At 65.9% G+C, this 26990-nt stretch carries 28 protein-coding genes; 16 read left to right on the forward strand and 12 right to left on the reverse strand.

The features are described 5' to 3' along the window. Nucleotides 1–105: 105 nt before the first annotated feature. Complete coding sequence (locus LX70_RS14885; RefSeq protein WP_105515733.1) at nt 106–1551, reverse strand: NCS1 family nucleobase:cation symporter-1; 1446 nt, start codon at nt 1549–1551, stop codon at nt 106–108. Between the two features lie 151 nt (nt 1552–1702). Between LX70_RS14885 and LX70_RS14890 the strand changes: the two genes are divergently transcribed. Further along, complete coding sequence (locus tag LX70_RS14890; RefSeq protein ID WP_105515594.1) at nt 1703–2383, forward strand: GntR family transcriptional regulator; 681 nt, start codon at nt 1703–1705, stop codon at nt 2381–2383. 66 nt (nt 2384–2449) lie between these two features. Here LX70_RS14890 and LX70_RS14895 read toward each other — a convergent pair whose 3' ends face one another. From LX70_RS14895 to LX70_RS14905, 3 genes are all read right to left on the reverse strand, one after another. Further along, nucleotides 2450–3724, reverse strand: a complete 1275-nt coding sequence (locus LX70_RS14895; RefSeq protein WP_425430595.1) for a bifunctional folylpolyglutamate synthase/dihydrofolate synthase — start codon at nt 3722–3724, stop codon at nt 2450–2452. A gap of 67 nt (nt 3725–3791) precedes the next feature. Further along, entirely contained in the window at nt 3792–4739 is a 948-nt protein-coding gene (gene accD, locus LX70_RS14900; RefSeq protein ID WP_105515595.1) for an acetyl-CoA carboxylase, carboxyltransferase subunit beta, read from the reverse strand. A gap of 71 nt (nt 4740–4810) precedes the next feature. After that, on the reverse strand, nt 4811–5713 hold the full coding sequence (locus LX70_RS14905) for a CPBP family intramembrane glutamic endopeptidase (RefSeq protein ID WP_105515596.1): 903 nt from the start codon (nt 5711–5713) through the stop codon (nt 4811–4813). A gap of 157 nt (nt 5714–5870) precedes the next feature. On the opposite strand from LX70_RS14905, the gene LX70_RS14910 reads away from it, so the two are divergent. After that, on the forward strand, nt 5871–6500 hold the full coding sequence (locus tag LX70_RS14910) for a hypothetical protein (RefSeq protein WP_146111620.1): 630 nt from the start codon (nt 5871–5873) through the stop codon (nt 6498–6500). Here LX70_RS14910 and LX70_RS14915 read toward each other — a convergent pair. The 3 genes from LX70_RS14915 to LX70_RS14920 all read right to left on the reverse strand — a co-directional run bounded on the left by LX70_RS14915 (nt 6484) and on the right by LX70_RS14920 (nt 8105). Further along, entirely contained in the window at nt 6484–6960 is a 477-nt protein-coding gene (locus LX70_RS14915) for an ion channel (RefSeq protein ID WP_105515598.1), read from the reverse strand. The two genes, LX70_RS14910 and LX70_RS14915, sit on opposite strands and share 17 nt — an antisense overlap. A gap of 259 nt (nt 6961–7219) precedes the next feature. Then, nucleotides 7220–7636 carry a hypothetical protein gene (locus LX70_RS20505; protein WP_146111621.1) on the reverse strand — a complete coding sequence of 139 codons (417 nt, stop codon included), beginning with the start codon at nt 7634–7636 and terminating at the stop codon, nt 7220–7222. 175 nt (nt 7637–7811) lie between these two features. Beyond that, nucleotides 7812–8105 (reverse strand): alkylphosphonate utilization protein, encoded by a 294-nt coding sequence (locus LX70_RS14920; RefSeq protein ID WP_105515599.1) that lies wholly within the window; start codon nt 8103–8105, stop codon nt 7812–7814. 189 nt (nt 8106–8294) lie between these two features. Between LX70_RS14920 and smpB the strand changes: the two genes are divergently transcribed. The 3 genes from smpB (at nt 8295) to LX70_RS14935 (ending at nt 10882) form a co-directional block, all read left to right on the forward strand. Next, the gene (gene smpB, locus LX70_RS14925; protein ID WP_105515600.1) at nt 8295–8765 is read left to right on the forward strand and encodes an SsrA-binding protein SmpB; all 471 of its coding nucleotides are present in this window, start codon (nt 8295–8297) and stop codon (nt 8763–8765) included. Between the two features lie 72 nt (nt 8766–8837). Beyond that, nucleotides 8838–9689: a 3-mercaptopyruvate sulfurtransferase gene (gene sseA, locus LX70_RS14930; protein ID WP_105515601.1), complete on the forward strand. Its 852-nt coding sequence runs from the start codon at nt 8838–8840 to the stop codon at nt 9687–9689. An 11-nt stretch (nt 9690–9700) separates the two neighbouring features. Next, nucleotides 9701–10882, forward strand: a complete 1182-nt coding sequence (locus tag LX70_RS14935) for an amino acid aminotransferase (RefSeq protein ID WP_105515602.1) — start codon at nt 9701–9703, stop codon at nt 10880–10882. A gap of 57 nt (nt 10883–10939) precedes the next feature. On the opposite strand, the gene LX70_RS14940 is transcribed toward LX70_RS14935, so the two are convergent. Then, nucleotides 10940–12262 carry an ammonium transporter gene (locus LX70_RS14940; RefSeq protein ID WP_105515735.1) on the reverse strand — a complete coding sequence of 441 codons (1323 nt, stop codon included), beginning with the start codon at nt 12260–12262 and terminating at the stop codon, nt 10940–10942. A gap of 26 nt (nt 12263–12288) precedes the next feature. Further along, the gene (locus tag LX70_RS14945) at nt 12289–12627 is read right to left on the reverse strand and encodes a P-II family nitrogen regulator (RefSeq protein WP_105515736.1); all 339 of its coding nucleotides are present in this window, start codon (nt 12625–12627) and stop codon (nt 12289–12291) included. Nucleotides 12628–12878: 251 nt separating this feature from the next. Between LX70_RS14945 and LX70_RS14950 the strand changes: the two genes are divergently transcribed. Further along, nucleotides 12879–15074, forward strand: a complete 2196-nt coding sequence (locus LX70_RS14950; protein WP_105515603.1) for a transglycosylase domain-containing protein — start codon at nt 12879–12881, stop codon at nt 15072–15074. 376 nt (nt 15075–15450) lie between these two features. Here LX70_RS14950 and LX70_RS14955 read toward each other — a convergent pair whose 3' ends face one another. Beyond that, entirely contained in the window at nt 15451–16059 is a 609-nt protein-coding gene (locus LX70_RS14955) for an MlaC/ttg2D family ABC transporter substrate-binding protein (RefSeq protein WP_170076216.1), read from the reverse strand. Further along, complete coding sequence (locus tag LX70_RS14960; RefSeq protein ID WP_425430596.1) at nt 16046–16804, reverse strand: MlaA family lipoprotein; 759 nt, start codon at nt 16802–16804, stop codon at nt 16046–16048. The genes LX70_RS14955 and LX70_RS14960 overlap by 14 nt, the downstream gene beginning before the upstream one ends. 144 nt (nt 16805–16948) lie before the next feature. Here LX70_RS14960 and LX70_RS14965 point away from each other — a divergent pair, with 144 nt between their 5' ends. From LX70_RS14965 to LX70_RS14995, 7 genes are all read left to right on the forward strand, one after another. Continuing rightward, nucleotides 16949–18685: a type I secretion system permease/ATPase gene (locus LX70_RS14965; RefSeq protein ID WP_105515606.1), complete on the forward strand. Its 1737-nt coding sequence runs from the start codon at nt 16949–16951 to the stop codon at nt 18683–18685. Next, complete coding sequence (locus LX70_RS14970; RefSeq protein ID WP_105515607.1) at nt 18682–19992, forward strand: HlyD family type I secretion periplasmic adaptor subunit; 1311 nt, start codon at nt 18682–18684, stop codon at nt 19990–19992. The genes LX70_RS14965 and LX70_RS14970 overlap by 4 nt, the downstream gene beginning before the upstream one ends. Nucleotides 19993–20070: 78 nt before the next feature. Further along, a complete protein-coding gene (locus LX70_RS14975; RefSeq protein ID WP_105515608.1) occupies nt 20071–20535 on the forward strand; it encodes a RidA family protein in 465 nt (154 codons plus the stop codon). A gap of 2 nt (nt 20536–20537) precedes the next feature. Further along, nucleotides 20538–21314, forward strand: coding sequence for a glycerophosphodiester phosphodiesterase family protein (locus LX70_RS14980; protein WP_105515609.1), 777 nt, complete (start codon nt 20538–20540; stop codon nt 21312–21314). 47 nt (nt 21315–21361) lie between these two features. Next, entirely contained in the window at nt 21362–22561 is a 1200-nt protein-coding gene (locus LX70_RS14985) for a GNAT family N-acetyltransferase (RefSeq protein WP_105515610.1), read from the forward strand. Between the two features lie 48 nt (nt 22562–22609). Next, on the forward strand, nt 22610–22975 hold the full coding sequence (locus LX70_RS14990; protein ID WP_105515611.1) for a 4a-hydroxytetrahydrobiopterin dehydratase: 366 nt from the start codon (nt 22610–22612) through the stop codon (nt 22973–22975). Nucleotides 22976–23090: 115 nt separating this feature from the next. Then, nucleotides 23091–23936, forward strand: coding sequence for a mechanosensitive ion channel family protein (locus LX70_RS14995; RefSeq protein ID WP_105515612.1), 846 nt, complete (start codon nt 23091–23093; stop codon nt 23934–23936). Nucleotides 23937–23963: 27 nt separating this feature from the next. On the opposite strand, the gene LX70_RS15000 is transcribed toward LX70_RS14995, so the two are convergent. Beyond that, entirely contained in the window at nt 23964–24452 is a 489-nt protein-coding gene (locus tag LX70_RS15000; RefSeq protein ID WP_105515613.1) for a peroxiredoxin, read from the reverse strand. Between the two features lie 78 nt (nt 24453–24530). Between LX70_RS15000 and LX70_RS15005 the strand changes: the two genes are divergently transcribed. From LX70_RS15005 to LX70_RS15015, 3 genes are read left to right on the forward strand one after another with little or no spacing between them, the layout of a single operon-like run. Then, nucleotides 24531–25739 (forward strand): NAD(P)/FAD-dependent oxidoreductase, encoded by a 1209-nt coding sequence (locus tag LX70_RS15005; protein ID WP_105515614.1) that lies wholly within the window; start codon nt 24531–24533, stop codon nt 25737–25739. Then, nucleotides 25736–26299: a 16S rRNA (guanine(966)-N(2))-methyltransferase RsmD gene (gene rsmD, locus LX70_RS15010; RefSeq protein ID WP_105515615.1), complete on the forward strand. Its 564-nt coding sequence runs from the start codon at nt 25736–25738 to the stop codon at nt 26297–26299. Before LX70_RS15005 ends, rsmD begins: the two co-directional genes overlap by 4 nt. Continuing rightward, nucleotides 26296–26943, forward strand: coding sequence for an HAD family hydrolase (locus LX70_RS15015; RefSeq protein ID WP_105515616.1), 648 nt, complete (start codon nt 26296–26298; stop codon nt 26941–26943). The genes rsmD and LX70_RS15015 overlap by 4 nt, the downstream gene beginning before the upstream one ends. Nucleotides 26944–26990: the final 47 nt, after the last annotated feature.

Below are 26990 nucleotides of genomic sequence, written 5' to 3' on the forward strand. Positions count from 1 at the left end.
TGAAGGCCCGACGCGCGAAAAGAAAAGGCGCGGCACTGCACAGTTACCGTGCAGGCCGCGCCAGAGTGGCGCCCGGCGGGAAAAGCGGCCGGGCGCGGGGATGGTTCAGGCCGAAGCGGTCGCCCCTGCGGACCGCATCAGGCCCAGATGCAGCGCCCCGCCCAGCACCGCACCGATGACCCAGCCATAGCCGGACAGTGCCGCGAAGGCCGGGACCCAGACCGTTGCGACCGAAAACACCGCCGCGATGGCGAAGGCCATGATCGCCTTCCTGTTCCAGCCCCCGGCGTAGTAATAGGGCCCCTCCGGCGCCGCGCTGAAGAGATCGTCGACCGATATTTCCTGCCGCCGGACAAGGTAGTAATCGGCGACCAGGATGCCATAGAGCGGCGCGAGGAAGGCCCCCAGCGTATCGACGAACCCCGCGATCCCGATGGTTGAGATCACCGGCACCCAAAGCGCGCCGATGAAGAAGGCGATCACCGCGGTGATGATGCCCCCCGTGCGGGCGGAAATCTTCGACGGCGCGAGGTTGGCGATGTCATAGGCGGGCGGGATGAAGTTGGCGACAAGGTTGATCCCCACCGTCGCGGCGAAGAAGGTCAGCGCCGCGATCAGCGTCAGCAGCACATTGTCCACCCGGTCCACGATGTCGGCGGGGTTGGTCAGCTTCTCGCCAAACAGGACCACCGTTCCCGCCGTCACGAAAAGCGCGATGAAGGAAAAGAACGCCATGGAGATCGGCAGCCCCCAGAAGTTCCCTGTCTTCATCGCGGATTCCGATTTCACAAAGCGCGAGAAGTCGCCGAAGTTGATCACGACCGCCGCGAAATAGGCGATCATCGTGCCGATGATGGCGAAGAAGGCGGCCACCGGCCCGCGCGGATCGCTGGCCTCCGACCCTTCGAAGATCGTGCCGAGCGCGCCGAAGATGCCATTCCCGGCCTTCCACCAGATGACGAGGCAAAGCGCGATCATCACCAGATAGACGAAGGGACCGGCCCAGTTCAGGAACTTTCCGACCCAGTCGATCCCCTTCATGAAGAGTGCGACCTGGAAAAGGCAGACCAGCAGGTAGGACAGCCAGCCCACGGAGGTCATGCCCAGGAACGTGGCCCCGCCCTCGATCCCGAGCAGCGTGTTGAGCAGAAGCGCCACGGCGGTCGAGGCGAAGTAGGTCTGCACCCCGTACCAGAAGATCGCGACGATGCCGCGGACCAGCGCCGGGAACCGCGCCCCGTAAACGCCCATCGAGGCGCGCGCCATGACCGGATATGGGATGCCGTGGCGGACCGAGGGCCGCCCCGTCAGGTTCACCAGCGCCATCACGAAAAAGCCCGAGATGACGATGGCCGCGAAGACCGCCCAGCCGTTCAGCCCGTAGGTAATGAACAGCGAAGCCGCGAGGGAATAGCCGAAAAGGCTCTGGATGTCGTTGTTCCAGACGTTGAAGATCTCGAAAGCCCCCCATTTGCGCGCCTCGGGCGCAAGGGGGGCAAGGTCTTCGTTGTATAGATCGCCGTTGGGCGCGCCCGAAGGTGTCAGGGCCATGTACTGTCTCCCGTTGCTGATAGTCGCGGCCTTGGGCCTGTCGTTTTTGTGATATTCCATCTAAAATGTTAGATGATATTCCTGATTCTGACTTTTCGTCCTTAAAGGAAACACCTGTTTCTGAATTTTGAAAGTGTAAGGGGAGTACCGGGTGAACGTCGCGGAAACGGAACAGTCCTTGCTGGCCGAACGGGCCTATGACGCGCTGATCGGCGCCCTGCGCGCGGGCCAGCCCGCCAGCGGGGCGTTCCTGTCCATGCCGGCGCTGGTCGCGCAGCTTGGCCTGCCCATTGCCGCCGTCCGCGACGCGGTAAAACGGGCCGAGGCGCAGGGGCTGGTCAGCATCCTGCCCAAGCGTGGCGTTCTGGTGATGGATGCGGGGCCGGAAACGACGCGCGAATGCCTCGACCTGCGCGCGATGTTCGACGTCGAAGGCGTCCGCCGCCTTGTCGCGGCGGGGCAGGCGCTGCCGCTGGCCGACCTGCGCGCCGCGCATGAAGCGGTATTGCGGGCCGCGCAGTCGGGCGGCGCGCCGGACCTGCCGCAACGGGCGATGGAAACCGACCTGTCGCTTCACGACGCGATGGCGACGGGGCTGGGACCCGGCCTTGCCGCGTCGCTTTACGCGCAGAACCGCAATCGCGTCGCCATCATCCAGAACACGCGCCCCTTCCTTGCCGACCGGATCGTGTCGGCGATGGAAGAGCATCTGGCGATCATCGACGCCATCGCGGCGGGTGATGCCGGGGCCGCCGCCACCGCGATCCGCGCCCATCTGGAGGCCACCCTGCGCTGGTGGGGCGTGGGCTATAGCATTTCGGGTTTGCACTGACTCAGAATTCAAACTTATTTCGTTTGAATTCTGATACTTGCTTTCTCAACGGAAACCCGAAACGCTTTAACCGTTCTCGCGCAGGATATGGCCCGCGAGGTAGAGCGATCCGCAGATCAGGATGCGCGCGCCCGGATCGCGGGCGGCGATGGCGGCGACGGCCTCGGCCACGCTGGCGGCTGTGCCTGCCTCGATCCCGGCCTTCGCGGCGGCGGCCTGCGTGTCCTCGGCTGACAACGTGTTGGCCTCGCCGGGGATCGACACCGCCGTCAGGCTGCGCGCTTCTGCCGCGACGGGGCGCAGATAGCCCGCGATGTCCTTGGTGTTCAGCATCCCCAGGATCAGATGCGTCGGCTTCTTCGGCATCCGCGCCAGCGTCGCCGCCACCGCCTCGCCCCCGGCCGGGTTATGCCCGCCATCCAGCCACAGCTCACACCCGCCCGCCGCCGCGACCAGCGGGCCGTGGGCAAGCCGCTGCATTCGCGCGGGCCAATAGGCGCCGGTCACCGCCGCCTCGCAGGCGGCCTCACCCGCGCCCAGATGGCGCAGCGCGGCCAAGGCGGCGCCCGCGTTGTCGATCTGATGCGGGCCGGGCAGGGTCGGCAGCGGCAGGTCGAGAAGCCCGTTTTCGTCCTGGAAGATCAAACGCCCGCGTTCCTCGAACACATGCCAGTGCTGGCCGTGGACCAGAAGCGGCGCGCCAAGCCTTTCCGCGCGCGCCTCGATCACCTCAAGCCCGTCGGGCAGTTGCGGGCCGACGACGCAAGGCACGCCGCGCTTGAGGATCCCCGCCTTCTCGCCCGCGATTTCGGGCAAGGTCTCCCCCAGATATTGCTGGTGATCGACCGACACCGGGGTGATGATCGTCAGCCGCGGTTTCGCGACCACGTTGGTCGCGTCCAGCCGCCCGCCAAGGCCGACCTCAAGCAGCGTCCAATCGGCCGGAACGCGGGCGAAGGCCAGCAGCGCGGCGCAGGTCGTGATCTCGAAATAGGTGATCGGGATGCCGCCATTCGCGGCCTCGCATTCCTCAAGAATCTCGGTCAGGTAATCCTCGGAGATCAGCTCCCCCGCCAGCCGGATCCGTTCGTGGAACCGCGCGAGGTGGGGCGAAGTATAGGCGTGGACGCGCCCGCCCATCGCCTCAAGCCCGGCGCGGATCATCGCCTGCGTCGATCCCTTGCCATTGGTTCCGGCGATATGGATCACGGGGGGCAGCTTTTCTTCTGGGTGGTCCAGTGCCGCCAGAAGCCGCCAGACGCGGTCCAGCGTCAGGTCGATGATCTTCGGATGCAGCGCCATCATGCGGGCGAGGATCAGATCGGAACCGTCGGTCATCATGGCCTCGCCGGGGTCTGTCGGAAGGAGGAAGGGGCATCCGGCCCCGGTCGTGCAGGGTCGTGCGCGATCAGCCCTCGGCGGGCTTTTTCGCCGCCTCGGCCGTTTCGGGCGCGGGCGTCCCGGCTTTGGCCTCTTCGGGCTTCGGCAGGTCGCCCTTCACCGCCGGGGTCTGGCCGGTCAGCATGCGCAGGATGGTGGTCAGCTCATCCTTCAGGTTCTTGCGATGCGTCACCCGGTCCAGCATCCCGTGGTCAAGCAGGTATTCCGAACGCTGGAACCCTTCGGGCAGCTTCTCGCGGATCGTCTGTTCGATCACCCGCGCCCCGGCAAAGCCGATCAGGGCGTTCGGTTCCGCGATCTGCACATCGCCCAGCATCGCATAGGACGCGGTGACGCCGCCCGTGGTCGGATGGGTCAGCACGACGATATAGGGCAGGCCCGCCTCTTTCAGCATCTCGACCGCGATGGTGGTACGCGGCATCTGCATCAGGCCAAGGATGCCCTCCTGCATCCGCGCGCCGCCCGCGGCGGAGAACAGCACGAAGGGCCGTTTCAGCTTCACCGCGCGTTCGGCCCCGGCAATCACCGCATTGCCGACATACATCGACATCGACCCGCCCATGAAGGCGAAATCCTGCGCGGCGGCGACGATGGGGGTGCGGTTGATCTCCCCCTCGGCGACCAGCATCGCCTCTTTCTCACCCGTCGTTTTCTGCGCCGCGCGCATCCGTTCGGGATATTTCTTCTGGTCGCGGAAATGCAGCGGGTCGGCGATCGGTTCCGGCACCTTCACCTCGGAAAACACGCCGCCGTCGAAAAGCGCCGTGAAGCGTTCACGCGGGCTGATCGCAAGGTGATGGTCGCAATTGGTGCAGACGTTATGATTTTCCGCCAGTTCGCGGTGGAACAGCATCGACCCGCATTCGGGGCATTTGGTCCACAGGTTCTCGGGCACCTCGCGCCGGGAGAAGAGAGAGTTGATCGTCGGCCGGACGTAGTTGGTGATCCAGTTCATCGGCTGCCTCGTACCTGTGCGCGGCACCGGGCCGCGGACCCCGAGATAAGGCGCCCCGCCGCGAAATGCAATCAGCGCCTCAGCGCGATCCGTGCGATCAGCCAGGCGCAGAGCATCATCAGGAAATCCGCCGCCAGCAGCACCGCGAACTGGTCGCCGCTGTCGAAATCGACCTCAAGGGTCCAAAGCGCCAGCCCGTCGAGATTGCCCGCCAGCCCGACGATCAGCATGGCCGACACGTTATTGGCCATGTGAAACGCCACCGCCGCGCCGATCGACCCGGTGCGCGCCGTCAGGTCGGCGGCCAGGCAGCCGAAGACAAAGGCCCAAAGCACGATCATCAGCGCCCCGGCGCCGAAATCCTCGGGCAGGTAATGGCCGGCGGCGAAAATGGCCGAGGGCAGGCCCATCCAGACCAGCGGATTGCGCACCCTTGCTGCCAGTTGCTGTTGCAGATAGCCGCGAAAGACCAGTTCTTCCGCCGCGCATTGCACAAGGATGCCGGGCAGGGCGAAGGGCAGGTAGCCGAGGAAGCTCCACCATGTCAGGCCCGGCTGCACCGCCGGGTCGTTGACCGTCAGCACCCCCAGCACCATCTGGAACCCCAGAAGCGGCAGGGCGACGGTCACGAAATCGCGCCATGCCGCGCGCGGGTCGGGACCGAAAAGTGTGCCCGCCCGGCGCCCATGCACCAGCCGCACCGCCGCCATGGCGCCAAGGGCCAGCCCGCCGAAGCTGTAAAGCACTGTCAGCATCGCCCCCGGCGTCGCCCCGGCGATCACGCCCTGCGCGACCTGATCGGCGATCAGCGGTCCATAGGCCAGGCCGAGATAGACGGAGAGAAGAATCAGCGGCCCCATGTAGAACGCCAGCACCACAAGGCTGCCGGGCAGCAGCCGCCAGAACTGCGCCCGCCGCCGCGCGGGGGCGATATAGGCGTCATGGGCGCGGTAGGCAGGGGGCAGATAGGGCATCGTGGGCGGAAGCTAGCCGCCCGCCGCGCCCGCCGCAATCGCAATCGGGACGCGCGCTTGCCCTGCACCGGCCGGGGCGATATGCCCGTGCCGCGATCATGGACAGGCGATCCGCGCAGCCCCGCGCGGGAAAGGGACGACAGTGGCGACAGGCCGGATGACGACAGGGCAGGGCGGCCTGGCACCGCTTTTCGGTGCAGCACTTCTGGCGCTTTCAGCCTGTGTTCCCGTGGGCATGACCGGCACCGCCGACCGCGCCGTGGCGGTGGCGGGGGGCGCGGTGACGGTCGCCGGACCGCAGGGCTATTGCGTGGACCGGGGCGCGCGCTCCGACGCGCTGGTGCTGCTGGGCAGTTGCGCCTCGCTCGCCGGGTCGCGCAGCGTCGGTGGCCCAGCCCGGCCCGCGATCCTGACCGCGTCCGTGGCCGAGCCGCCCGCCTCGGGCATCGACCTTGACGCGATGGCGGGCTTCGTCCGCTCCGCCCCCGGCCGCGCCGCGCTGAGCCAAAGCAACGATCCCGCCTCGGTGACCATCGACCAGGTGACCGCATCCGGCGGCGTTCTCTTCATCCGCCTGCGTGACAGCGCCATGGCGAAAAGCCTTCCGGTCGAAACCGGCTATTGGCGCGCGCTGACCGGGCTTCGCGGCTATGCGGTGACGCTTTCGGTCCTCTCGCCCGCCAGCGCGCCCTTGTCCCCGGACGAGCAGCGCGCGGTGCTGAACGCTTTCGTCGCCCGGATGCGCGCCGCCAATCCGCCCGCCGCGACCGTCACGACCGGGGGATGACTGCTGCCGGTTCGGCCGCGCGTCGCTCGCGCAGCCATTCCATCTGGCTGATACGGACATGGCGCAAGACCTCGACCAGCATCGCGGTCAGCAACCCCATGCTCAAAAGCCCGTTCGCCGCCGCCATGCCGCCAAGCAGCCGCCAGTCCTGCGGCAAAAGCACATCGCCGTAACCCAGCGTCGTGTAGGAGACGAGCGAGAAGTAGACCGCCGCCTCAACCGTCACGAAGATGTCGAGCGCGCGCAGCGTCAGCGCCCAGATCCAGACCCCCGCCGTCACCATGCCCAGCACCCAGATCACCGTCACCGACAGCACCAGCGCCAGCTTCGGCCGGTGCGGTTCGCGCGTCAGCCAGGAATGTGATCGCGACAACAGGATCTCAAGCGCCCAGAAGGCGACCCCGGCGACCAGGATCGTCAGCAGCATGAGGACCGTACCGATTGCGATCTGGATGAACATTGCGCCCCGCTGAAACTGTGCCTTGCCCGCCAGAATGGCAGCAAAAGTGAGCAGGGTGAAGGTCGCGATCGAAAGATTCGAGGTTCTTAGTCTTCTCGAAGTACTTGCTAGCCTTAGATTTGCACAATTGTTCAAGCAAGAGAATGCAAAGGCACATCTCTACGCAGAAACGCGAGTTTCAATTAGGGTACTGTAGATGTCACCCTCGATCTGTACGAGCAGATAATCGGTCACTTATCCGGTCAATGTCTAATGCAAGCTACTCCGAAGGAATTTGGTAGACGGTGGTTGTATACGAGCAATCAATGTAAAATTCTTGACCGATCTGATCGTAGCCGCCGCCACTCTCCGCATGAAGGCTCGCACACATTGATGTCGGCGCCAATAGGCCGCCAACCGGCACACCTTGTCCACCTGTGGTTGCTTCTCGGCACCAATGTGTACGAGGAGAGTTAATGCTCGCGATTTCGCCGCTTGTAGATTGGCCGGCGGCAAAATACTTTCCTTGGGGCGCATTGGCGCAAACAATGTTGTCAGCCGTGCAGCCGCGACCATCGGCAGGTTTTCTGCATGCAACTCTTAAATTGAATGTATGCGATTCCTGCGAAAAAACGGGACATGCGAGCGCAAACGAAATAACCCCCGCAGATACTGAAAAGAGAGTTTTCGATTTCATCAATGCCTCCCCATAAAAACCAACTCTCGATTGGTAACACATTCTTCATCGATTCTGGAGTCTTTTCATGCATCGCATATCTTTGATAAAGGCAAAGTTCATCTCTACCTTTGACTTACCTCCTTCGGTGACAAGCCCGCCCAAGTACATCCGCCCCTTCCGCGCCGATACGGGCCTAGCGCTTGCGCACGAACTCCGTCCGCAGCACCAACCCCTTCACCGCCTCATGGCGGCAGTCGATCAGTTCCGGGTCGTCGGTCAGGCGGATGGTCTTGATGACCGTCCCGCGCTTCAGTGTCGTGCTGGTCCCCTTGACCTTCAGATCCTTGATGAGCGTGACGGAATCGCCATCGGCCAGCGCATTGCCTTCGGCATCGACGACGCTTGGCGCGGCTTCGGCGGCAAGCTCGGAGGCCGGGCGCCATTCGCCGGTCGCCTCGTCATAGACATAGTCCTCATCCTCGGCCATGCCGCTCTCCTTCGTTCCGTCCGCCTTCGGGATGGGCACGCAGTAGCGCCCCGGCGGGGCCGTGGCAAGCGCTGCCCCCTTGTAGCTACGCCGTCACGACGCAAACCCTGCGAGGAAACGACGGAAAACCGACGCGCCCCGCGCCGCCTTCTGGACAGAACGCCCCGCCTCGCCTATCTCCTGCCCGTCATGGCCGAGAAACAGAACCCGAATTACAAGGTGATCGCCGAAAACCGCCGCGCGCGGTTCGATTACTTTATCGAGAGCGATGTCGAGACCGGCATCGTCCTGACCGGATCGGAGGTGAAATCGCTCCGCACCGGCCAGTCGAATATCGCCGACAGCTACGCCTCGGTCGAGGGCGGGGAACTCTGGCTCATCAACGGTTATATCGCGCCCTACAAGCAGGCCGGGGTCTTCGGGCATGAAGAACGGCGCAGGCGCAAGCTCTTGGTTTCCAAGCGGGAATTGTCGCGGCTCTGGCAGGCCGTGGGGCGCGAAGGCATGACGCTTGTGCCGCTGGTGATGTATTTCAACCACCGCGGCATCGTGAAGCTGAAGATCGGCGTGGCCAAGGGCAAGAAGGCCCATGACAAGCGCGAGACAAGCGCCAAGCGCGACTGGAACCGCCAGAAAGAGCGGCTTCTGAAACAGGGCTAGGCGGGCAAAGCGACCTTGCGCAGACCCCAAAACCCCCTGTAATCCAAGGACCGCAGCAATGGGGGGGCGCAGATGAGCCAGGACGATCCGAAAACGCTCGTATCCACCGGGTGGCTCGAAGCCCACCTGAAGGACCCCGACCTGAGGATACTGGACGCCTCATGGTACATGCCCGACAGCGGTCGCGACCCGAAGGCCGAGTATGAGGCGACCCATATCCCCGGCGCCCGGTTCTTCGACATCGACGAGATTTCCGACCTCCGCTCCTCTCTCCCGCATATGGCGCCGCCGGTGGAGAAGTTCATCAGCCGGATGCGCGCGATGGGGGTGGGCGACGGCCATCAGGTCGTCGTCTATGACGGCGCGGGACTGTTTTCCGCCGCGCGGGTCTGGTGGCTTTTCCGCCTGATGGGCAAGACCGACATCGCGGTTCTGGATGGCGGGCTGCCGAAATGGCTGGCCGAGGGCCGCGCGGTCGAGGATATGGCCCCGATCCTGCGCGACCGCCACATCACCGTCAGCCGTCAGGCGCATATGGTCCGCGACGTGACCCAGGTCGCCGCCGCGTCGAAGCTTGGCGATCACACGATCATCGACGCGCGCGGGCCGGGCCGGTTCGCCGGGACCGAGGCAGAGCCGCGCCCCGGCCTGCGCGGCGGCCATATCCCCGGTTCGGTCAACGTCCACTATGCCCGCCTGCTGACCCCCGACGGCACGATGAAGTCCCCCGACGAGCTGCGCGCCGTCTTTGCCGAGGCGGGCGCCGACCTGTCAAAGCCCGCCATCACCAGCTGCGGCTCTGGCGTGACGGCGGCGATCGTGAACCTCGCCCTTGAACGGCTCGGCAAGCGGGACCACGCGCTTTACGACGGGTCCTGGTCGGAATGGGGCATGTATGGCGACCTGAAGGTCGCGCAAGGCTGAAGGAGAGGCCGATGTTTTCCGCGCTGAAACCGCAACCCGCTGACAAGATCCTCGCCCTGATGGGCCAGTTCAAGGCCGATCCGCGGGCGGACAAGATCGACCTTGGCGTCGGCGTCTACAAGGACGCGACCGGCCACACGCCGATCATGCGGGCGGTCAAGACGGCCGAAAAGCTGTTGTGGGAGGCCGAGACGACCAAGACCTACACAGGCCTTGCGGGCGACCCGGCCTTCAACGCGGCGATGGCCGATCTGGTGCTTGGCGGCACCGTCGATGCCGGGCGGATTTCGTCGGTGGCGACGCCCGGCGGCACCGGCGCGGTGCGTCAGGCGTTTGAACTTGCGCGGATGGCGGCCCCTCAGGGCCGCGTCTTCGTCTCCGACCCGACCTGGCCGAACCACCTGTCCATCCTCAAGCATCTGGGGATGGAAGCCGTCCCCTACCGCTATTTCGACGCCGACACGCGGGCGGTGGATTTCGCCGGGATGATCGCCGATCTGGCCGCGGCCAGGGCGGGCGACATCGTGTTGCTGCATGGCTGCTGCCACAACCCGACCGGCGCCAACCTGACGCTGCCGGAATGGGAAGAGGTCGCGGCGCTTCTGGAAAAGACCGGCGCGGTGCCGATGATCGACATCGCCTATCAGGGCTTTGGCGACGGGCTGGACGCCGACGCGGCGGGCGTGCGGCTGATCGCGAACCGGCTGCCCGAGGTGCTGATCGCGGCGTCCTGTTCCAAGAACTTCGGCATCTACCGCGAACGCACCGGGGCGCTGATCGCGCTGTCCGATCCGGCGCGGCAGGAGGTGACGCAAGGCACGCTCGCCTATCTCAACCGGCAGAACTATTCCTTCCCGCCCGATCACGGCGCCCGTCTGGTCACGATGATCCTGACCGACCCCGCGTTGCGCGCCGAATGGGAGGCGGAGCTTGAGGAGGTTCGCCTTGGCATGCTGACCCTGCGCGAGGGGCTGGCGACCGAATTGAAGCGCCTGTCCGGGTCCGACCGCTTCGGCTTCCTCGCCCAGCATCGTGGCATGTTCTCCCGCCTCGGCGCGACGCCGGAGCAGGTGGAGCGGCTGAAGACCGAACACGGCATCTACATGGTCGGCGATTCGCGGCTGAACATCGCCGGGTTGAATGCGACGACGGTGCCGATCCTTGCGAAGGCGGTGATCGACGTCGGCGTCTGATCCGCAATGAAAAACGGCGGGGCCGAAGCCCCGCCGCCGTTCGCGCGTCCCGAGGGATCAGGAGTGATAGGCGCTTTCGCCGTGCGACGTCAGGTCAAGGCCCTGACGTTCGTCGTCGCTGGCCACGCGGATGCCGGTGATCGCCTTGGTGATGTAGATCAGGATCAGCGAGCCCACACCCGACCAGAGCAGCGTGATGAGAACGGCCTTGATCTGGATCATCACCTGCGCGCCGATGGCGAAATCCTCGCCGCCCATGCCGCCCAGACCCGGCGCCATCAGGATGCCGGTGCCGATGGCGCCGACGATGCCGCCAATGCCGTGGACGCCGAAGACGTCAAGGCTGTCGTCATAGCCGAACTTCTGCTTCACCGTGGTCACGAAGAAGTAGCAGACGGGCGAAACCGCAAGGCCGAGGATGATCGCGCCGACCGGGCCGGTGGTGCCGCAGGCAGGCGTGATGGCGACCAGACCCGCAACCATGCCCGAGGCCGCGCCAAGACCGGATGCCTTGCCCCGCGTGATCGTCTCGACCAGCGCCCAGCTGACGATGGCCGCGGCGGTGCAGACGAAGGTGTTCAGCATCGCCAGCGTCGCGCCCGACGTCGCCTCAAGGTTGGAGCCTGCGTTGAAGCCGAACCAGCCGAACCACAGCATCGCCGCGCCGACCATGGTGAGCGTCATCGAATGCGGCGCCATGTTGTCCTTGCCAAAGCCGACACGCGGGCCAAGCACCAGCGCCCAGACCAGCGCCGCGACACCGGCATTGATGTGAACGACCGTGCCGCCGGCAAAGTCGATGGCGCCCATGTTGAAGATCAGCCCGGCACCGTCCCAGACCATATGGGCGATCGGGAAGTAGATGAACGTCACCCAGAGAACCGAAAACAGCAGCACGCCCGAAAACTTCGCGCGTTCCGCGAAGGCGCCGATGATCAGGCCCGGCGTGATCGCCGCGAAGGTCATCTGAAAGGCGATGAACACATATTCCGGCAGGACCACCCCGTCGGTGAAGGTCGCCGCCGTGCTGTCCGGCGTGACCCCGGCAAGGAAGAGTTTCCCCAGCCCGCCCCAATAGGGCGAGGTGCTGCCGCCGAAGGCGAAGGAATAGCCGTAAAGCACCCAGACGATCATCACCACGGCGGCGATCATCGTGGTCTGCATCATCACCGACAGCATGTTCTTCGACCGCACAAGCCCGCCGTAAAACAGCGCCAGTCCCGGCACCGTCATGAACAGGACCAGAGCGGATGCCGTCATCATCCAGGTCACGTCGCCCTTGTCGATGATCGGCGCGACCTCGGCCGCCGTGTCCTGCGCCATCGCGGGAAGGCTGCCGAGCAGGGCGAAAAGGCCCCCGATTCCCATTGCTTTCTTCATCATGTTCCCCTGTGTCATAGCCTGCATCACAGCGCGTCGTCGCCGGTCTCGCCGGTCCGCACCCGAAGCGCCTGTTCCAGATCGAGGACAAAGATCTTGCCGTCGCCGATCTTGTCGGTCCGGGCGACCTTGCGGATCGTCTCGATCACCTCGTCGGCCAGCGTGTCCGCCACCGCGATCTCGATCTTAACCTTCGGCACGAAGTTCACGGCATATTCGGCGCCGCGATAGATTTCCGTATGACCCGACTGGGTTCCAAACCCCTTGATCTCACTCACCATCATGCCCCGCACGCCGACGGCGGTAAGCGCCTCGCGCACCTCGTCGAGCTTGTAGGGCTTGATTGCCGCGATGATGTATTTCACGTCCCCGCTCCTTGTCTCTTCCGGCCCGACCGGCGGGCCCCGCCTGAAAAGAGATCGCCGCAGTGCAGCAAGCAAGAAACCGCGCGGGTCGGGGGAAAAGGAATCGGGGAAATTGCCCGGATATTGTGCAAACAGGACGCTCAGCCTCATTTTTGGGCGATCACGAAAGCAAAACCGCGTCCGGCAACGCTCCACATTCCCCGGCCAAGCCTGTATTCTGCCGCGAAACGAGCAGAGAACAGGTCAACCAGATGGCAAGATCAGGCGGGAAAAAGCCCCCTCTGACCGCTGAGCGGCGGTATGCGGCCCAGGCGGCGAAGCCGAAGGCGCAGCGCGCCGCAAAGCCCGCGCGCCGTCGCGCCGCCGCCCCGCGCGGCAATGCCCTGACGCGGCTGGTCCGCGCAACGGTGCGGTTTCTCTGGCGGCTGATCTGGGGGATCGGCTGGCGTGTCGCGGCGGTCATGGCGATCGTGATCGGCCTGACCACCTTCTATTTCTACGCCCAGCTTCCGCCCTTGTCGCAACTGATCGACGCGCGCACCAAGGGCTCGGTCACGATGCTGGACCGCAACGGCAAGGTCTTTGCCTGGCGGGGGGAAACCTTTGGCGGCAAGGTCACGGCCGATACCGTCTCACCCTACCTCAAGAACGCCATCATCGCGACCGAGGACAAGCGTTTCTACAACCATTTCGGCATCAGCCCGCGCGGCATCGCATCCGCCATCCGCATCAACCTGCGTGAGGGGCGCGGGCCGCTTGAGGGCAACGGCGGATCGACCATCACACAGCAGGTCGCCAAGCTGATCTGCCTTGGCGTGCCGTATGACCCGACGGTCTGGAAGACCGAGGCCGATTATGAAGCCGACTGCCGTGTCTCGTCGAAATGGCGCAAGCTGAAGGAGGTCCCCTATTCCTTCGCGATGGAGGCGAAATACGGCAAGGACAGCGTGCTGACGCTTTATCTCAACCGCGCCTATCTTGGTGCCGGGACGCGCGGGTTCGAGGCGGCGGCGCAGCGCTATTTCGGGATCTCCGCGAATGAGGTGAACCCGGCGCAGGCGGCGATGCTGGCCGGGCTTTTGAAGGCGCCCACGCGCTATGCGCCGACGGCGAACCTGCAACGCTCGCAGGACCGCGCCGCCGTGGTGCTGGGCCTGATGCACGACCAGGGTTACCTCACCGACGCGCAGTACAAGGAGGCGCTGGCCAACCCCGCACGGCTGTCGCCCGCGGCCGAACAGCGCGCGGGCGGGTATTTCGCCGACTGGGTGATGGATGCCGGTCCCGGCTTCCTGACCGAGGACACGACCGAGGACGTCATCATCCGCACCACGCTGGACCAGGAGATTCAGAAAAAGGCCGAAGCCGCGCTGGACGATGTCTTTGCCAACAAGGTCAAGGCCGGGTCGAAGGCGCAGGCGGCGATTGTCGTGATGTCCGCCGACGGGGCGGTGCGGGCCATGGTCGGGGGCCGCAAGTCGCAGGTCGCGGGCGCCTTCAACCGCGCGACGATGGCCTTGCGTCAGACCGGATCGACCTTCAAGCCCTTCGTCTATGCCGCGGCACTTGACCTTGGCTATACGCTGAACTCGGTGGTCGAGGACGCGCCGATCTGCATCGACGTCAAGGGCTCGGGCGAATGGTGTCCGAAGAACTACACCCCGAACTATCGCGGCTATATCACGCTGACCGAGGCGCTGACCCATTCGGTCAACACCGCCACCGTGCGGGTGGCGCAGGCCGTCGGGCTGGACGCGGTGCGCAAGGTGGCCAGCGATTTCGGGTTGGATTCGGACCTCGCCGCCGGACCGGCGCTTGCGCTGGGCGTGTCGGAATCCACGCTGCTTGAGATGACAGGGGCCTATGCGGGCATCCTGAACGGCGGCTCCTCGGTCCATCCCTACGGTCTGGTCGATCTGCGCATTCAGGGCGACGATGCGACCCTGATCGGGCAGGAAGGCGGGATCGGCGAGCGGGTGATCTCTGAACAGGCCGCGCGGCAACTGACCTATATGATGACGCAGGTGATCGCGCAGGGGACCGGCCAGCGCGCCCGGCTGAGCGGCCATGAGGCGGCGGGCAAGACCGGCACGACGCAGGCGGCGCGGGACGCCTGGTTCATCGGCTTCACCGGCGATTATGTCGCCGGGGTCTGGATGGGCAATGACGACAACACCCCCCTGACAGGCGTCACGGGCGGCGGCCTGCCCGCCGAGATCTGGCATGAGGTGATGGTGCGGGTGGAGGACGGGCAGCCCGACGTGGCGCTGCCGGTCATCACGCCGGGCCAGATGCCGCCGCCGCAATATCCCGGCCAGACCTATTCGGCGAACGATCCGGGCTATGACACCGGCTATCAGTCGCAGCAGGCCCAGCCGCAGCGGGACAATACCGCCGAGGATGTGCTGATCGACGTGCTGGGCCGCCTTCTGGGGCGGCGGAACTGAGGAAACGGGGCGGCCCCGCGCTTTGCCGCCCCGGACCTGATCCGGGGCCTCCGCTATCACCTCTCGCGCTAGCCCCACGCGCGAAACGGTGGCGCTTGCGCCGCCGCGCATCGCCGGGCCACCCCCCGGCCCGGCGATTTGGCTGACGCGCCGCGAAACACCGATGGCGGAGGCGCGTGGCTGGCATAAAATGCGATGCCGAAAACTCGGATCGCCGTGCCGTGGCCCGGCGTTCGCTGATGTCGGTGGAGGGGGGCTGTACATTGCCGTCCCGGACTTGATCCGGGACCTCCGCAGCCGGAGGAAGAGGTCCCGGATCAGGTCCGGGACGGTGCGGACTTCGCTGCCTCCCCGCCGTTCCGGCTCCTTACACGTCTTATCCCGCCGACCGCAGATCCCGCGCCAGCGCCGCGATGTCGCCGCCGCGCTTGTCCAGCATGGCGCCGATCTCGGTCCGTTCGGCCGACAGCATGTTCACACCCTCGATGATGAGGTTGAAGAACAGGTTGCGCCCGCTCTTGTCCGAGACCTGCCAGCGCACGTCGAACGGCGCCTGCCCGCGCAGGCGGGCGACCGAGGACACCTCATAATAACTCTTCACCGGCTTCGCGTTCGTGACCTCGATCGTGCCGCCGATGAACTCGCGGAAGCGCTTGCCGTATTTGCGCGACAGGTAGCCCCGGAAGGCGGTGACATAATCGCCAAGCACGGCCTTGTTCGCCCCGCGCCCGGCCGGGCCAAGCGTGCTGAGCGCGATGAAGTTCACATCGGCGTATTTCGCGAAGATCTTCTCGAAGTCCTTGATCATCGCCCCCTCGGACTTGCCCGAGGCGATGACGGCGTTGATCTCCCCCACCAGCTTGTCGATCAGCGCGCGCGCCTGATCGGTGGTCAGGGCGAAGGCACCGCCGGGCATCGCCAGCGCCGCTGCGGCGGCGGATGCGGTGACCAGAACGGTGCGGCGGGACGGGTTACGGAGCGGCATAGAATTCCTCATACGGGTCTGACACGTCTTCCTCGATACCAAGCTGGTTGTGCCGGTACTGGAGATAGGTGAGGCGCATCTGCGCGTAGCTATCCGCGCTTTCATATAGGATCGAGTCGATCAGATCGCTATATTCCTGCCGGTTTCCGACCTGTCCGGCGATCCTGACCCCCTCGACCGCGACGAAATCGCGGCCCTTGAAGACCTGGCCCAGCGGGTCGATGAAGATATCGACGATGGACCCGGCCAGATCGCGTTCCGTCGTCGGACCGCCGATGGGCAGGACGACGAAGGCGCCTTCGGGCGCGCCCCAGACATGCAGCGTCTCGCCGAAATCCGCATCCTCGGCGTAAAGGCCGATTACGTCCGCCGGGTCCATCAGCCCGCCCACGCCGAAGGTGGTGTTGAGCGCGAAGCGCAGCGTATCCTTCGCCGCCCCGTTGATGTTGAGCTGCAAGAGGTTGTTCAGCACCGCCGAGGGCATCGACAGGTTGTAGGCCGCGTTGGAAAAGCCCTTGGCCAGCGGATCGGGCAGATACTTCTTCTTCGGCACGTCGCCACCGCCGAACACCGCCTGATCGAGCGTCACGTTGACCTCGTGAATGGCGCGGTTCTGCTTTTCGTAGGGGTCATTGAACTCTTCCCCCGGTTGCGGCTTGGCGCAGGCCGTCAGCGAGGCCAGAACGGCAACCACGAGGCCGGTCGCGGGGCCGCGACGCGAGAGAAGAAATGGTTTTTTCAACATATGCCACATAATTCTGTACGAAACCTATGGATGGGCTTTGGTCCCGGCGCCCAACTGACTTAAAAGGCCGGGCAATGAGAAACAAGTCACAGTATCCTGTATTGTCGCCCTATGGCGGAAATGCGGGCAGCGAGAGGCGGCAGGATGTCTGAGATAGAGTTGGTCCGCGGCCAGGCAGAGCTTCGCCGGGCCAGATCGGCGCAGGGCGGTCTCTTCTGGGCCGTCGCGCTGTTTTCGGCCTTCGTGAACCTCCTGATGCTGACCGGGCCGCTTTTCATGCTTCAGGTCTATGACCGTGTGCTTGGCAGCCGGTCGGAAGAAACGCTGCTGGCGCTTTTCGTCCTGATGACCTTCCTTTTCGCGATGATGGGCCTGCTCGATGCGGTCCGGGCGCGGGTGATGACGCGGCTCTCGGCGCGGTTTCAGGCGGCGCTTGAGGCGCGCGTGTTTCGTGCGTCTCTTGGTCGCAGCGCGCTTTTCCCCGCCGATGGGCCCGCAGCACTGGCGCTGCGCGATCTGGATTCGATCCGGCAACTGCTGGCCGCGCCGGTCTTTCTGGCGCTTTTCGACCTGCCCTGGGCGCCGCTCTTCCTGATGGCCGTCTTCATCTTCCATCCTTGGATGGGCGTTCTGGCCGTCGCGGGCGGGCTGGTCCTGATCGCCGTCACGCTGGCGAACCAGTGGGTGACGCGGCGCGGTGTCCTGTCGGCGCAGGCGGCGCTGCAACGGGCCGAACGGCTGTCCGACCAGCTTCGGGATGAGGCCGACCTGATCCAGAGCCTTGGTATGCGCGGTGCGGGCTTCACCCGCTGGATGACGGCGCGGAATGAGGCGATCGCCGCGACGCTGTCCTCGTCCGACGCGACCGGCGCCTTTTCGACCGTCACCAAGACCTTCCGGCTGTTCCTGCAATCGGCGATGCTGGCGCTGGGCGCCTATCTGGTGTTGCAGGGGCAGCTGACACCGGGCGCGATGATTGCCGCGTCGATCATGATGGGCCGGGCGCTGGCGCCGGTGGAACAGGCGATTTCCGGCTGGGCCATGGTGCAGCGCGCGCAGGAGGCGTGGAAACGCCTGTCCGCCCTTCTCGGCGCGCAGCCGGAGGAGCCGCAGCGCACCGCCCTGCCGCGTCCCCGCGCGGCGCTTGAGGCGAACCAGCTGACCGTCGTTCCCCCCGGCCACGGGCAGGCCGCGCTGCGCATGGTGTCGTTCAAGATCGAGCCGGGGCAGGCGCTGGGCGTGATCGGACCGTCGGGGGCGGGCAAGTCGACGCTGGCCCGTGCGATCACCGGCGCCTGGAAACCGGCAAGCGGCTGGCTCCGCCTCGATGGTGCGACGCTGGACCAATACGATCCCGACGTGCTGGGCGACCATGTCGGCTATCTGCCGCAGCGCGTGACACTGTTCGACGGCACCATCGCCGAGAATATCGCCCGGCTGTCGCCCGACCCTGACGATGCCGCGATCGTGCGCGCGGCGCAGAAGGCGGCCGCGCATCAGATGATCCTTGACCTGCCGCAGGGCTATGACACGCGCGTCACCCAGTCCGGCGGGCGGCTTTCGGGCGGGCAGATCCAGCGCATCGGCCTGGCCCGCGCACTTTACGGCGACCCGGTCCTTCTGGTGCTGGATGAACCGAATTCGAACCTCGACAATGACGGCTCGCTGGCGCTGAACGCCGCGATCCGGGCCATGAAGGAGGAGGGCAAGTCGGTCATCATCATGGCCCACCGCCCGGCGGCAATTCAGGAATGCAACCTGCTTCTGGTCCTCGACAACGGTGCGCGCCGGGCCTTCGGGCCGCGCGATGAGGTGCTGAAGGCCATGGTCCGCAACGCGCCCGAGATTGTGCGCTCAACCGGGCAGGGGGGCGTGGTATGAGCAAGCCGGACAAGCCCTTCCGCCCCTCGGCGCGCGGCCCGATCCTGTTCGGTTTCTTCGCGCTTGTGCTGCTGGTCGGCGGCTTTGGCCTTTGGTCCACGACGACGAAGATCGCCGGTGCCGTCGTCTCCCCCGGCCGGGTGGAGGTGGAGCAGAACCGGCAGGTCGTGCAGCACCCCGATGGCGGGGTGGTAGAGGCGATCTTTGTCAAGAACGGCGACCTTGTCGCGGCGGGCGATCCGCTGATCCAACTTGACGGCACGCTGCTGCAATCGGAACTGACCATCGTTGAAGGCCAGTTCTTCGAAATCCTCGCCCGGCGGGGTCGGCTTGAGGCGGAACGCGACGATGCCGACCACCTGACCTTCCCCGCCGAACTGACCGAGGCCGCGGCAGGCCGCCCGAAGATCACGGCCCTGATGGCCGGGCAGGAGAAACTGTTCGCCGCGCGGCAGGAAACCACTGCGAACGAAATCGACCAGTTGGGCAAGCGCCGGGCGCAGATCGTCAACCAGATCGAGGGGATCGGGGCGCAGCGCCGCTCAACCGCCGACCAACTTGCGCTGATCGGGCAGGAACTGGACGACCTGAAATCGCTTCTCGACCGGGGGCTGACGCAGGCGGGGCGGGTCCTTGCGCTACAACGCGAAAAGGCGCGGCTTGACGGTGTCGCGGGGGAGCTTGACGCCGCCCGCGCCGAGGCCGAGGGCAAGGTGACCGAGATCGACATCGAGATCCTGAACCGGGGCAGCACAAGGCGGGAAGAGGCCAATACCCAGTTGCGCGACCTTGGCTACCGCGAACTGGAACTCGCCGAACGGCGGCGCAGCCTGACCGAACAGATCGACCGGCTGGACATCCGCGCGCCCGTCTCGGGCGTCGTCCACGCGCTTCAGGTCACCACCCCGCGCTCGGTCATCCGCGCGGCGGAGCCGGTGCTTTACATCATCCCGCAGGATCGCCCCTTCGTGATCGCCGCGCAGGTTTCGCCGATCCACGTCGATGAGGTGGCCATCGGCCAGGACGTCGCCCTGCGCTTTGCCGCCTTCGACAGCCGGACGACGCCGGAACTGTTCGGACAGGTGCGCCAGATTTCCGCCGACGCCCTGACGGATGAGGCGAGCCGCGCCGCCTATTACCGTGCCGAGATCGTGCTGGATGAGGGTGAGATGGCCAAGCTTGGCGGCCGGGCGATCATTCCGGGGATGCCGGTCGAGGTATTTATCCGCACCGGCGAACGCACCCCGCTGGCCTATCTGCTGAAACCGCTGTCGGAATATTTCAACCGCGCCTTCCGCGAAAGCTGACCCGTCGCTTTCGGGGCTTTTCACCCGGCCGCCGCAGGGCTAGCTTCGCGCCCGGTAACTGCCCAAGGGAGGAACATCATGGCCGGAACGATCGACGCACGCCTTAAGGAACTCGGGCTCACCCTGCCGGACGCGCCCGCGCCTGCGGCCAATTACGTTCCCTTCGTGCAAAGCGATAACCTGATCTTCGTCTCGGGCCAGATCAGCCAGGGGGAGGGCGGGCTTATCAAGGGCAAGCTGGGCGCCGACATGGACGTGCCTGCGGGGGCGGAGGCCGCGCGGCGCTGCGGGCTAAGCCTGATCGCGCAGGCGAAGGCCGCGCTGGGGGGCGATCTGGACCGCATCGCGCGGGTGGTCAAGCTGACCGGCTTTGTCAATTCCACCCCCGATTTCACCGACCAGCCCAAGGTCATCAACGGCTGCTCTGACCTGATGGTCGAGGTTTTTGGCGAGGCCGGGCGCCACGCCCGCGCCGCCGTTTCCGCCCCCGCGCTGCCCCTTGGCGTCGCGGTGGAGATCGAGGCGATCTTCGAGGTGAAGTGACCATGGCGACACCCGTCCCCCTGCCGCAGGCGTTCCTGACCGCGCCGATTGCCCATCGCGGCTTTCACGACCGCGCCGCGGGGCGGATCGAGAATTCGCCCGCAGCCTTCAAGGCGGCAATCGAGGCGGGCTATGGCATTGAATGCGACATTCAGCCTGCCGCCGACGGCACGCCCATGGTGTTCCACGATTACGACCTGCGCCGCCTGACCGGGCAGGGCGGCCGGATCGCGGGGCGGTCGGTGGCAGAGCTGTCGCAGCTGACGCTGACCGGCGGGACGGACACGATCCCGACGCTGGCCGACATGCTGGCGCTGGTCGGGGGGCGTGTGCCGCTGCTGATCGAGATCAAGGATCAGGACGGCGCCATGGGGCCGGGTGTGGGCGCGCTGGAACGCCGCGTGGCGGGGCTGCTTCGCGACTATGACGGGCCGGTCGCGCTGATGTCCTTCAACCCGCATTCGGTCGCGGCACTGGCCGTTGCCGCGCCGGACCGCCCGCGCGGGATCACCACGTCCTCATACCGGGCCGAGGACTGGCCGTTGATCCCCGCCGCGACCCGCGACCGGCTGCGCGCCATCCCGGATTACGACGCGGTCGGTGCCAGCTTCATCTCGCATGAGGCGGCCGATCTGGACCGCCCGCGCGTGGCGGAGCTGAAGGCCAGCGGCGCGCGGGTGCTGACCTGGACGACCCGCTCGCCCGAAGCGGATGCCGCGGCGCGCCGGGTTGCCGAAAACGTGACCTTCGAGGGCTACCGGGCCGCCGCGCCCGCTTGACCTTGCCGGGGAGACATGGCCACTTCGGTGCCGGACAGGACCCCGACGTGACCGAGACGCAGATTTCCATCACCGTGCTGGACGGGCTGGGCGGCATCGCCCCCGCCGCCTGGGATGCCTGCGCCTGCCCGGAGGCCGCCGCGGGTCGCCCGGTCGATCCCTTCACCACGCACCGCTTCCTGCGGGCGCTTGAAACCTCTGGCTCCGTCGGTGGGCAAAGCGGCTGGCAGCCCCATCATCTTGTCGCGCGGGCAGGGGAGGATGTGATCGCGGTCATGCCGCTTTACGCCAAGTCCCACAGCCAGGGCGAGTACATTTTCGACCACGCCTGGGGCGACGCTTATGAGCGCGCGGGCGGGCGCTATTACCCCAAACTGCAATCCGCCGTTCCCTTCACCCCTGCGACCGGGCGGCGTTTCCTGACCCGGCCGGGGTGGGAGGATACGGGCCGCGCCGCGCTGACCCAGGCCATGGTGCGGATCGGGGCGGAAAACCGCCTTTCCTCGGCCCATATCACCTTCCGCACAAGGGAAGAGGCCGAGGCGGGCGAGGAAATGGGCCTTCTGCGCCGCACCACCCATCAATATCACTGGGAAAACCGCGCCTACGCCGATTTCGATGCCTTCCTCGCCGATCTCGCCTCGCGCAAGCGCAAGGCGATCCGCAAGGAAAGGCAAACCGCCGTGCAGTTTGGCGGCACGATCCGCATGTTGACCGGCGACGCGATCCGGCCCGGCCATTGGGACGCCTTCTGGACCTTCTATCAGGACACCGGCAGCCGCAAATGGGGCCGCCCCTACCTGACCCGCGCCTTCTTCGACGCGGTCCATGAGGGGATGCGCGACGATATCCTTCTGGTGCTGGCGGAACGCGATGGCAGGCCCGTCGCGGGTGCGCTGAACTTCATCGGCCGCGATACGCTGTTCGGCCGCTACTGGGGCGCGGTGGAGGATCACCCCTGCCTGCATTTCGAATGCTGCTACTATCAGGCCATCGACTACGCGATCGCCCACGGCCTTGCGCGGGTGGAGGCCGGGGCGCAGGGCGACCACAAGCTGTCGCGCGGCTATCTGCCTGTCGCCACCCACTCGCTCCACTGGATCGCCGATCCGGGGTTCCGCAAGGCCGTCGCGCGTTATCTGGATGAGGAACGCGCGGCGGTCGCCGAAGATATCGAGGCGCTGGTGGATTTCGGCCCCTTTCGCAGGATCGACCGGGGCGGTGGCCCCGGCCCTGACGGCGATTGAAACCGGGCCGCTTCGCTGCGACACTTGCCGCGACAAGGGAGGAACATCATGGCCGATCTTCTGAGCGAAGCCGAAAGGGATGCGGCGCTGCCCGCGCTGGGCGACAATGGCTGGGCCGCCGTGCCGGACCGGGACGCGATCCGCAAGATATGGAAGTTCAAGAACTTTTCCGAAGCCTGGGGATTCATGAACCGGGCCGCCTTGCAGGCGGAAAAGCTGAACCACCACCCGGAATGGAGCAATGTCTACAACGTCGTGGACGTGACCCTGACCACCCATGACTGCGACGGTCTGAGCGCGCTGGATGTCACGCTGGCCAAGCGCCTTGACGCGCTGGCGCCGGGGGCAGAGGTACAGCGCGACCATGGCGAGCCGGTCGTCTGCCTGTGCAAGATCCACGCCAAAGGCGCCTGAGGCCTGACTTTTTTCGGAACCGAACGACTGGTTTGACGCTTGTCCCACGGGCATCCCCCGGTGACCCGCCGGGAAACCTGTACCCGCAGACAAGACCGGAACGGAGAGACGTGGAATGAACTGGACGACAATCGACAGCTGGATGACGCAGGACCGGATCGACTATGCCCTGGGCCTTGCGATGAACGTCCTTTACGCGATCGTCATCATCATCGTGGCGCTGATCGTCGCTGGCTGGGTCCGTCGCCGCATCCTGCGGTTCAGCGCCAACCATCCCCGCATGGACGCCACGCTGTTCGGCTTTCTGGGAAGCCTTGCGAAATATGCCGTCCTGACGGTCGCGGCGATCTTCGTTCTCAACCGTTTCGGCATCCAGACCACCTCGCTCGTCGCGCTGATCGGCGCGGCGGGGTTGGCCATCGGGCTGGCGCTGCAAGGGACGCTGTCGAACCTTGCGGCCGGGGTGATGCTGATCCTGTTCCGCCCCTTCCGTGCGGGCGATTTCGTCGATGTGGCCGGGCAATCCGGCACGGTGCGCGAGGTGTCGCTTTTCTTCACCGAATTCGCGACGCCGGACAATGTGCAGGTGATCATCCCGAACGGGCAGATCTGGTCATCGGCGATCACGAATTACTCCGTCAACCCGACGCGGCGGGTCGATCTGACCTTCGGTGTCTCTTACGACAGCGATCTGAAGAAGGTGGACCGGGTGCTGAATGACATCATCGCCGCCGATACCCGCATCCACGCCGATCCCGCGCCTTTCGTGAAGGTGACCAATCTTGGCGACAGCTCGGTCGATTTCACCCTTCGCGTCTGGGTCGACCGGGCCGACTGGTGGGACGTGACCTGCGATCTGAAGCGGGTGGTGATGGACCGTTTCGGTGCCGACGGGATCGACATTCCCTTCCCGACCCGGACGCTGATCCAGCAATCCGGCGCGGACGAGCAAGCGGCGTGAAAAGGGGCGCCGCAGCGCCCCTGACGTTCAGATCTGCGCCAGCAGCGTCTCGCCTGCCGAAATTTCACAAGCGCCGGGCGTTTCTTCGAGGTTGATCGCCTTCACCACCCCGTCCTCGGCATAAAGCGAATAGCGCTTCGAACGGTTCACGAACCCCACCGGCGGCGCGTTGAAGTTCATCCCGATCGCCGTGGTAAAGGCGCTTTCCGCATCGGCCAGTGTCGTCAGCCCCGCCGCCTCGGCCCCGGTCGCATCGGTCCAGGCCTTGATGACGAAGGGATCGTTGACCGAAATACAGATGATCTCATCCACGCCCTTGGCGTCGAAGCCGGGCTTGGTTCGGATGAAGCTGGGAACATGGGCGGTGGAACAGACCCCTGTAAAGGCCCCCGGCAGCCCGAAGATCACCACCTTGCGGCCCTTGAGACGTTCGCCCAGATCGACCTGTTCGGCCCCGTTTTCCCCCATTTTCAAAAGGGTGGAGGCGGGCAGCGTGTCACCAACGGTTATCGGCATGAATTCTCCTTCGCGCGTTGCAATTCCGTCTTATGCCGATATAGCCTCCGCCGCGGCGGCTTCCAGAGGGGGAACGACATGTCGGCAATCGTTATCATCGGGGCGGGGCAGGCCGGGGCCTCTCTGGCGGCGAAACTTCGCGCATCGGGGCATGACGGGACCATCACCATGATCGGTGAGGAACCCGCGCCGCCCTATCAGCGCCCGCCGCTGTCCAAGGGCTACCTGCTGGGCGAGATGGAGCTTGAACGGCTCTATCTCCGCGCGCCCGCCTTCTGGGAGGAACAGAACGTCACCCTGAAGCTCGGCGCCCCCGTCACCGCCATCGACCGCAGCGCAAGGACCGTTCGCGTCGGCGGGGAAAGCATCGCCTATGACCAGCTTGCACTGACCACGGGATCGCGCCCGCGCCGCCTGCCTGCCGCCATCGGCGGGGAGCTGCCGGGCGTCTATACCGTGCGCACGCTGGCCGATGTCGATGCGATGGCGGCAGAGTTCCGGCCGGGCCGCAGGCTTTTGATCGTCGGCGGCGGCTATATCGGGCTTGAGGCAGCGGCGGTCGGCGCCAAGCTTGGCCTTCAGGTGACGGTGATCGAGATGGCCCCGCGCATCCTGCAACGGGTCGCCGCCCCCGAAACCTCGGACTATTTCCGCAAGCTGCACGCCGATCATGGTGTCACGATCCTGGAAAACACCGGCCTCGACCGCCTGACCGGCGAGGGCCATGTCAGCGGCGCGACGCTCTCCGACGGGCGCGGGATCGACGTCGATTTCGCCATCGTCGGGGTCGGCATCACGCCCTGCACGCTTCTGGCCGAAGAGGCCGGGCTTGAGATCGAGAACGGCATCCGCACCGATGCCCATGGTCGCACCTCCGACCCGCAGATCTGGGCCGCCGGGGATTGCGCCTCTTTCCCGCATGACGGGGGGCGCATCCGGTTGGAAAGCGTCGGCAATGCCATCGACCAGGCCGAGGTGGTGGCAGCTAACATGCTGGGCGCGGAGACGCCCTATGTCGCCAAGCCCTGGTTCTGGTCCGATCAATACGACACCAAGCTTCAGATCGCCGGGCTGAACACCGGCTACGACCGCATCGTGACCCGTCCGGGCGACGGCGGCGCGATCAGCTTCTGGTATTACCGGGGCGACACGCTTCTGGCGCTTGACGCCATGAACGACGCCCGCGCCTACATGATCGGCAAGCGCCTGATCGAGGCCGGGAAATCCCCCGACCCGGCGCTGATCGCGGACCCTGCCGCCGATCTCAAGCCGCTTCTGAAGGCATGAGAATCGTCGGCGGCGCAAGGCGCGGGCTGAAACTGGCCGAGGTTGGCGCGGGCGATCCCGCCGCCCATCTGCGCCCGACCTCGGACCGGGTGCGCGAGGCGATCTTCAACCTCCTGATGAACGGCCCCTATGGCAATCCGGTCGACGGCGCCCGCGTCCTTGACCTTTTCGCCGGGTCGGGCGCGCTTGGGCTTGAGGCGCTGTCGCGCGGCGCGGCGCGGGTGGCTTTTGTCGATGACGGCACCACGGCGCGCGCCCTGCTGCGCCAGAATATCGAAAAGATGCAGGCGATGGGCGTCACCGATGTCTGGCGCCGCGACGCCACGCGGATGGGACCGAACCGGGGCCAGCCCTACGATCTGGTGTTCCTCGACCCGCCCTATGGCAAGGGCCTTGGCGAACGCGCGCTGGCCTCGCTGGATGAGGGCGGCTGGATCGCGCCCGAAACCCTGATCGTCTGGGAAGAGGGCGCGGCCCTTACCCCGCCCGCGGGCTTTGCCGCCTGCGACCAGCGCCGCTATGGCGAAACCTTCGTCACCATCCTGAAAGTTGCCCCATGACACCTTCCGCCGTGCTGTTCGATTGCGACGGGGTCATCGTCGATAGTGAGCCGATCACCGATGAGATCATCGCCGCCAGCCTCGCCCGCCACGGCCTTGTGATCAAGGTCGGGGACATCCACGGCATGTTCCTTGGCGGCACCATGAACAGCGTGGCCGAAGAGGCACGCCGCCTCGGCGCCGACCTGCCCGAAAGCTGGGTCGATGACATCTATGAGGAGATGTTCGAACGGCTGGCCCGTGACACGCCGCTCATCCCCGGTATCACCGCCGTCTTCGACGCGCTCGATGCGGCGGGCATTCCCTATGCGGTGGGCTCGAACGGCCCGCACCGGAAGATGGCGATCACGCTTGGCCAGCACCCCGACCTTTACCGACGTCTCCGGGGCCGCGTCTTCTCGCGCCATGACGTCGCCCGCCCGAAACCCGCGCCGGACCTTTATCTGCATGCCGCCAGGGCGCTGGGCGTATCGCCTGCGGGCTGCGTGGTGATCGAGGACAGCCCCACCGGCGCCCGCGCGGCGGCGGCGGCCGGAATGCGGTGTTTCGGCTACGCCGCAACAAGCGACGCGACCGGGCTGCAAGCGGCCAAGGCGACGCCCTTCCGCAGTATGGCGGACCTGCCGGCGCTCCTGGGACTCTAAGCCCCTTCTTCGTTGTCCAAATACTCCGGGGGTTGGGGGGGCAGCGC

The sequence above is a fragment of the Albidovulum denitrificans genome, assembly GCF_002973535.1.
In the GTDB taxonomy this organism is placed as follows: domain Bacteria; phylum Pseudomonadota; class Alphaproteobacteria; order Rhodobacterales; family Rhodobacteraceae; genus Albidovulum; species Albidovulum denitrificans.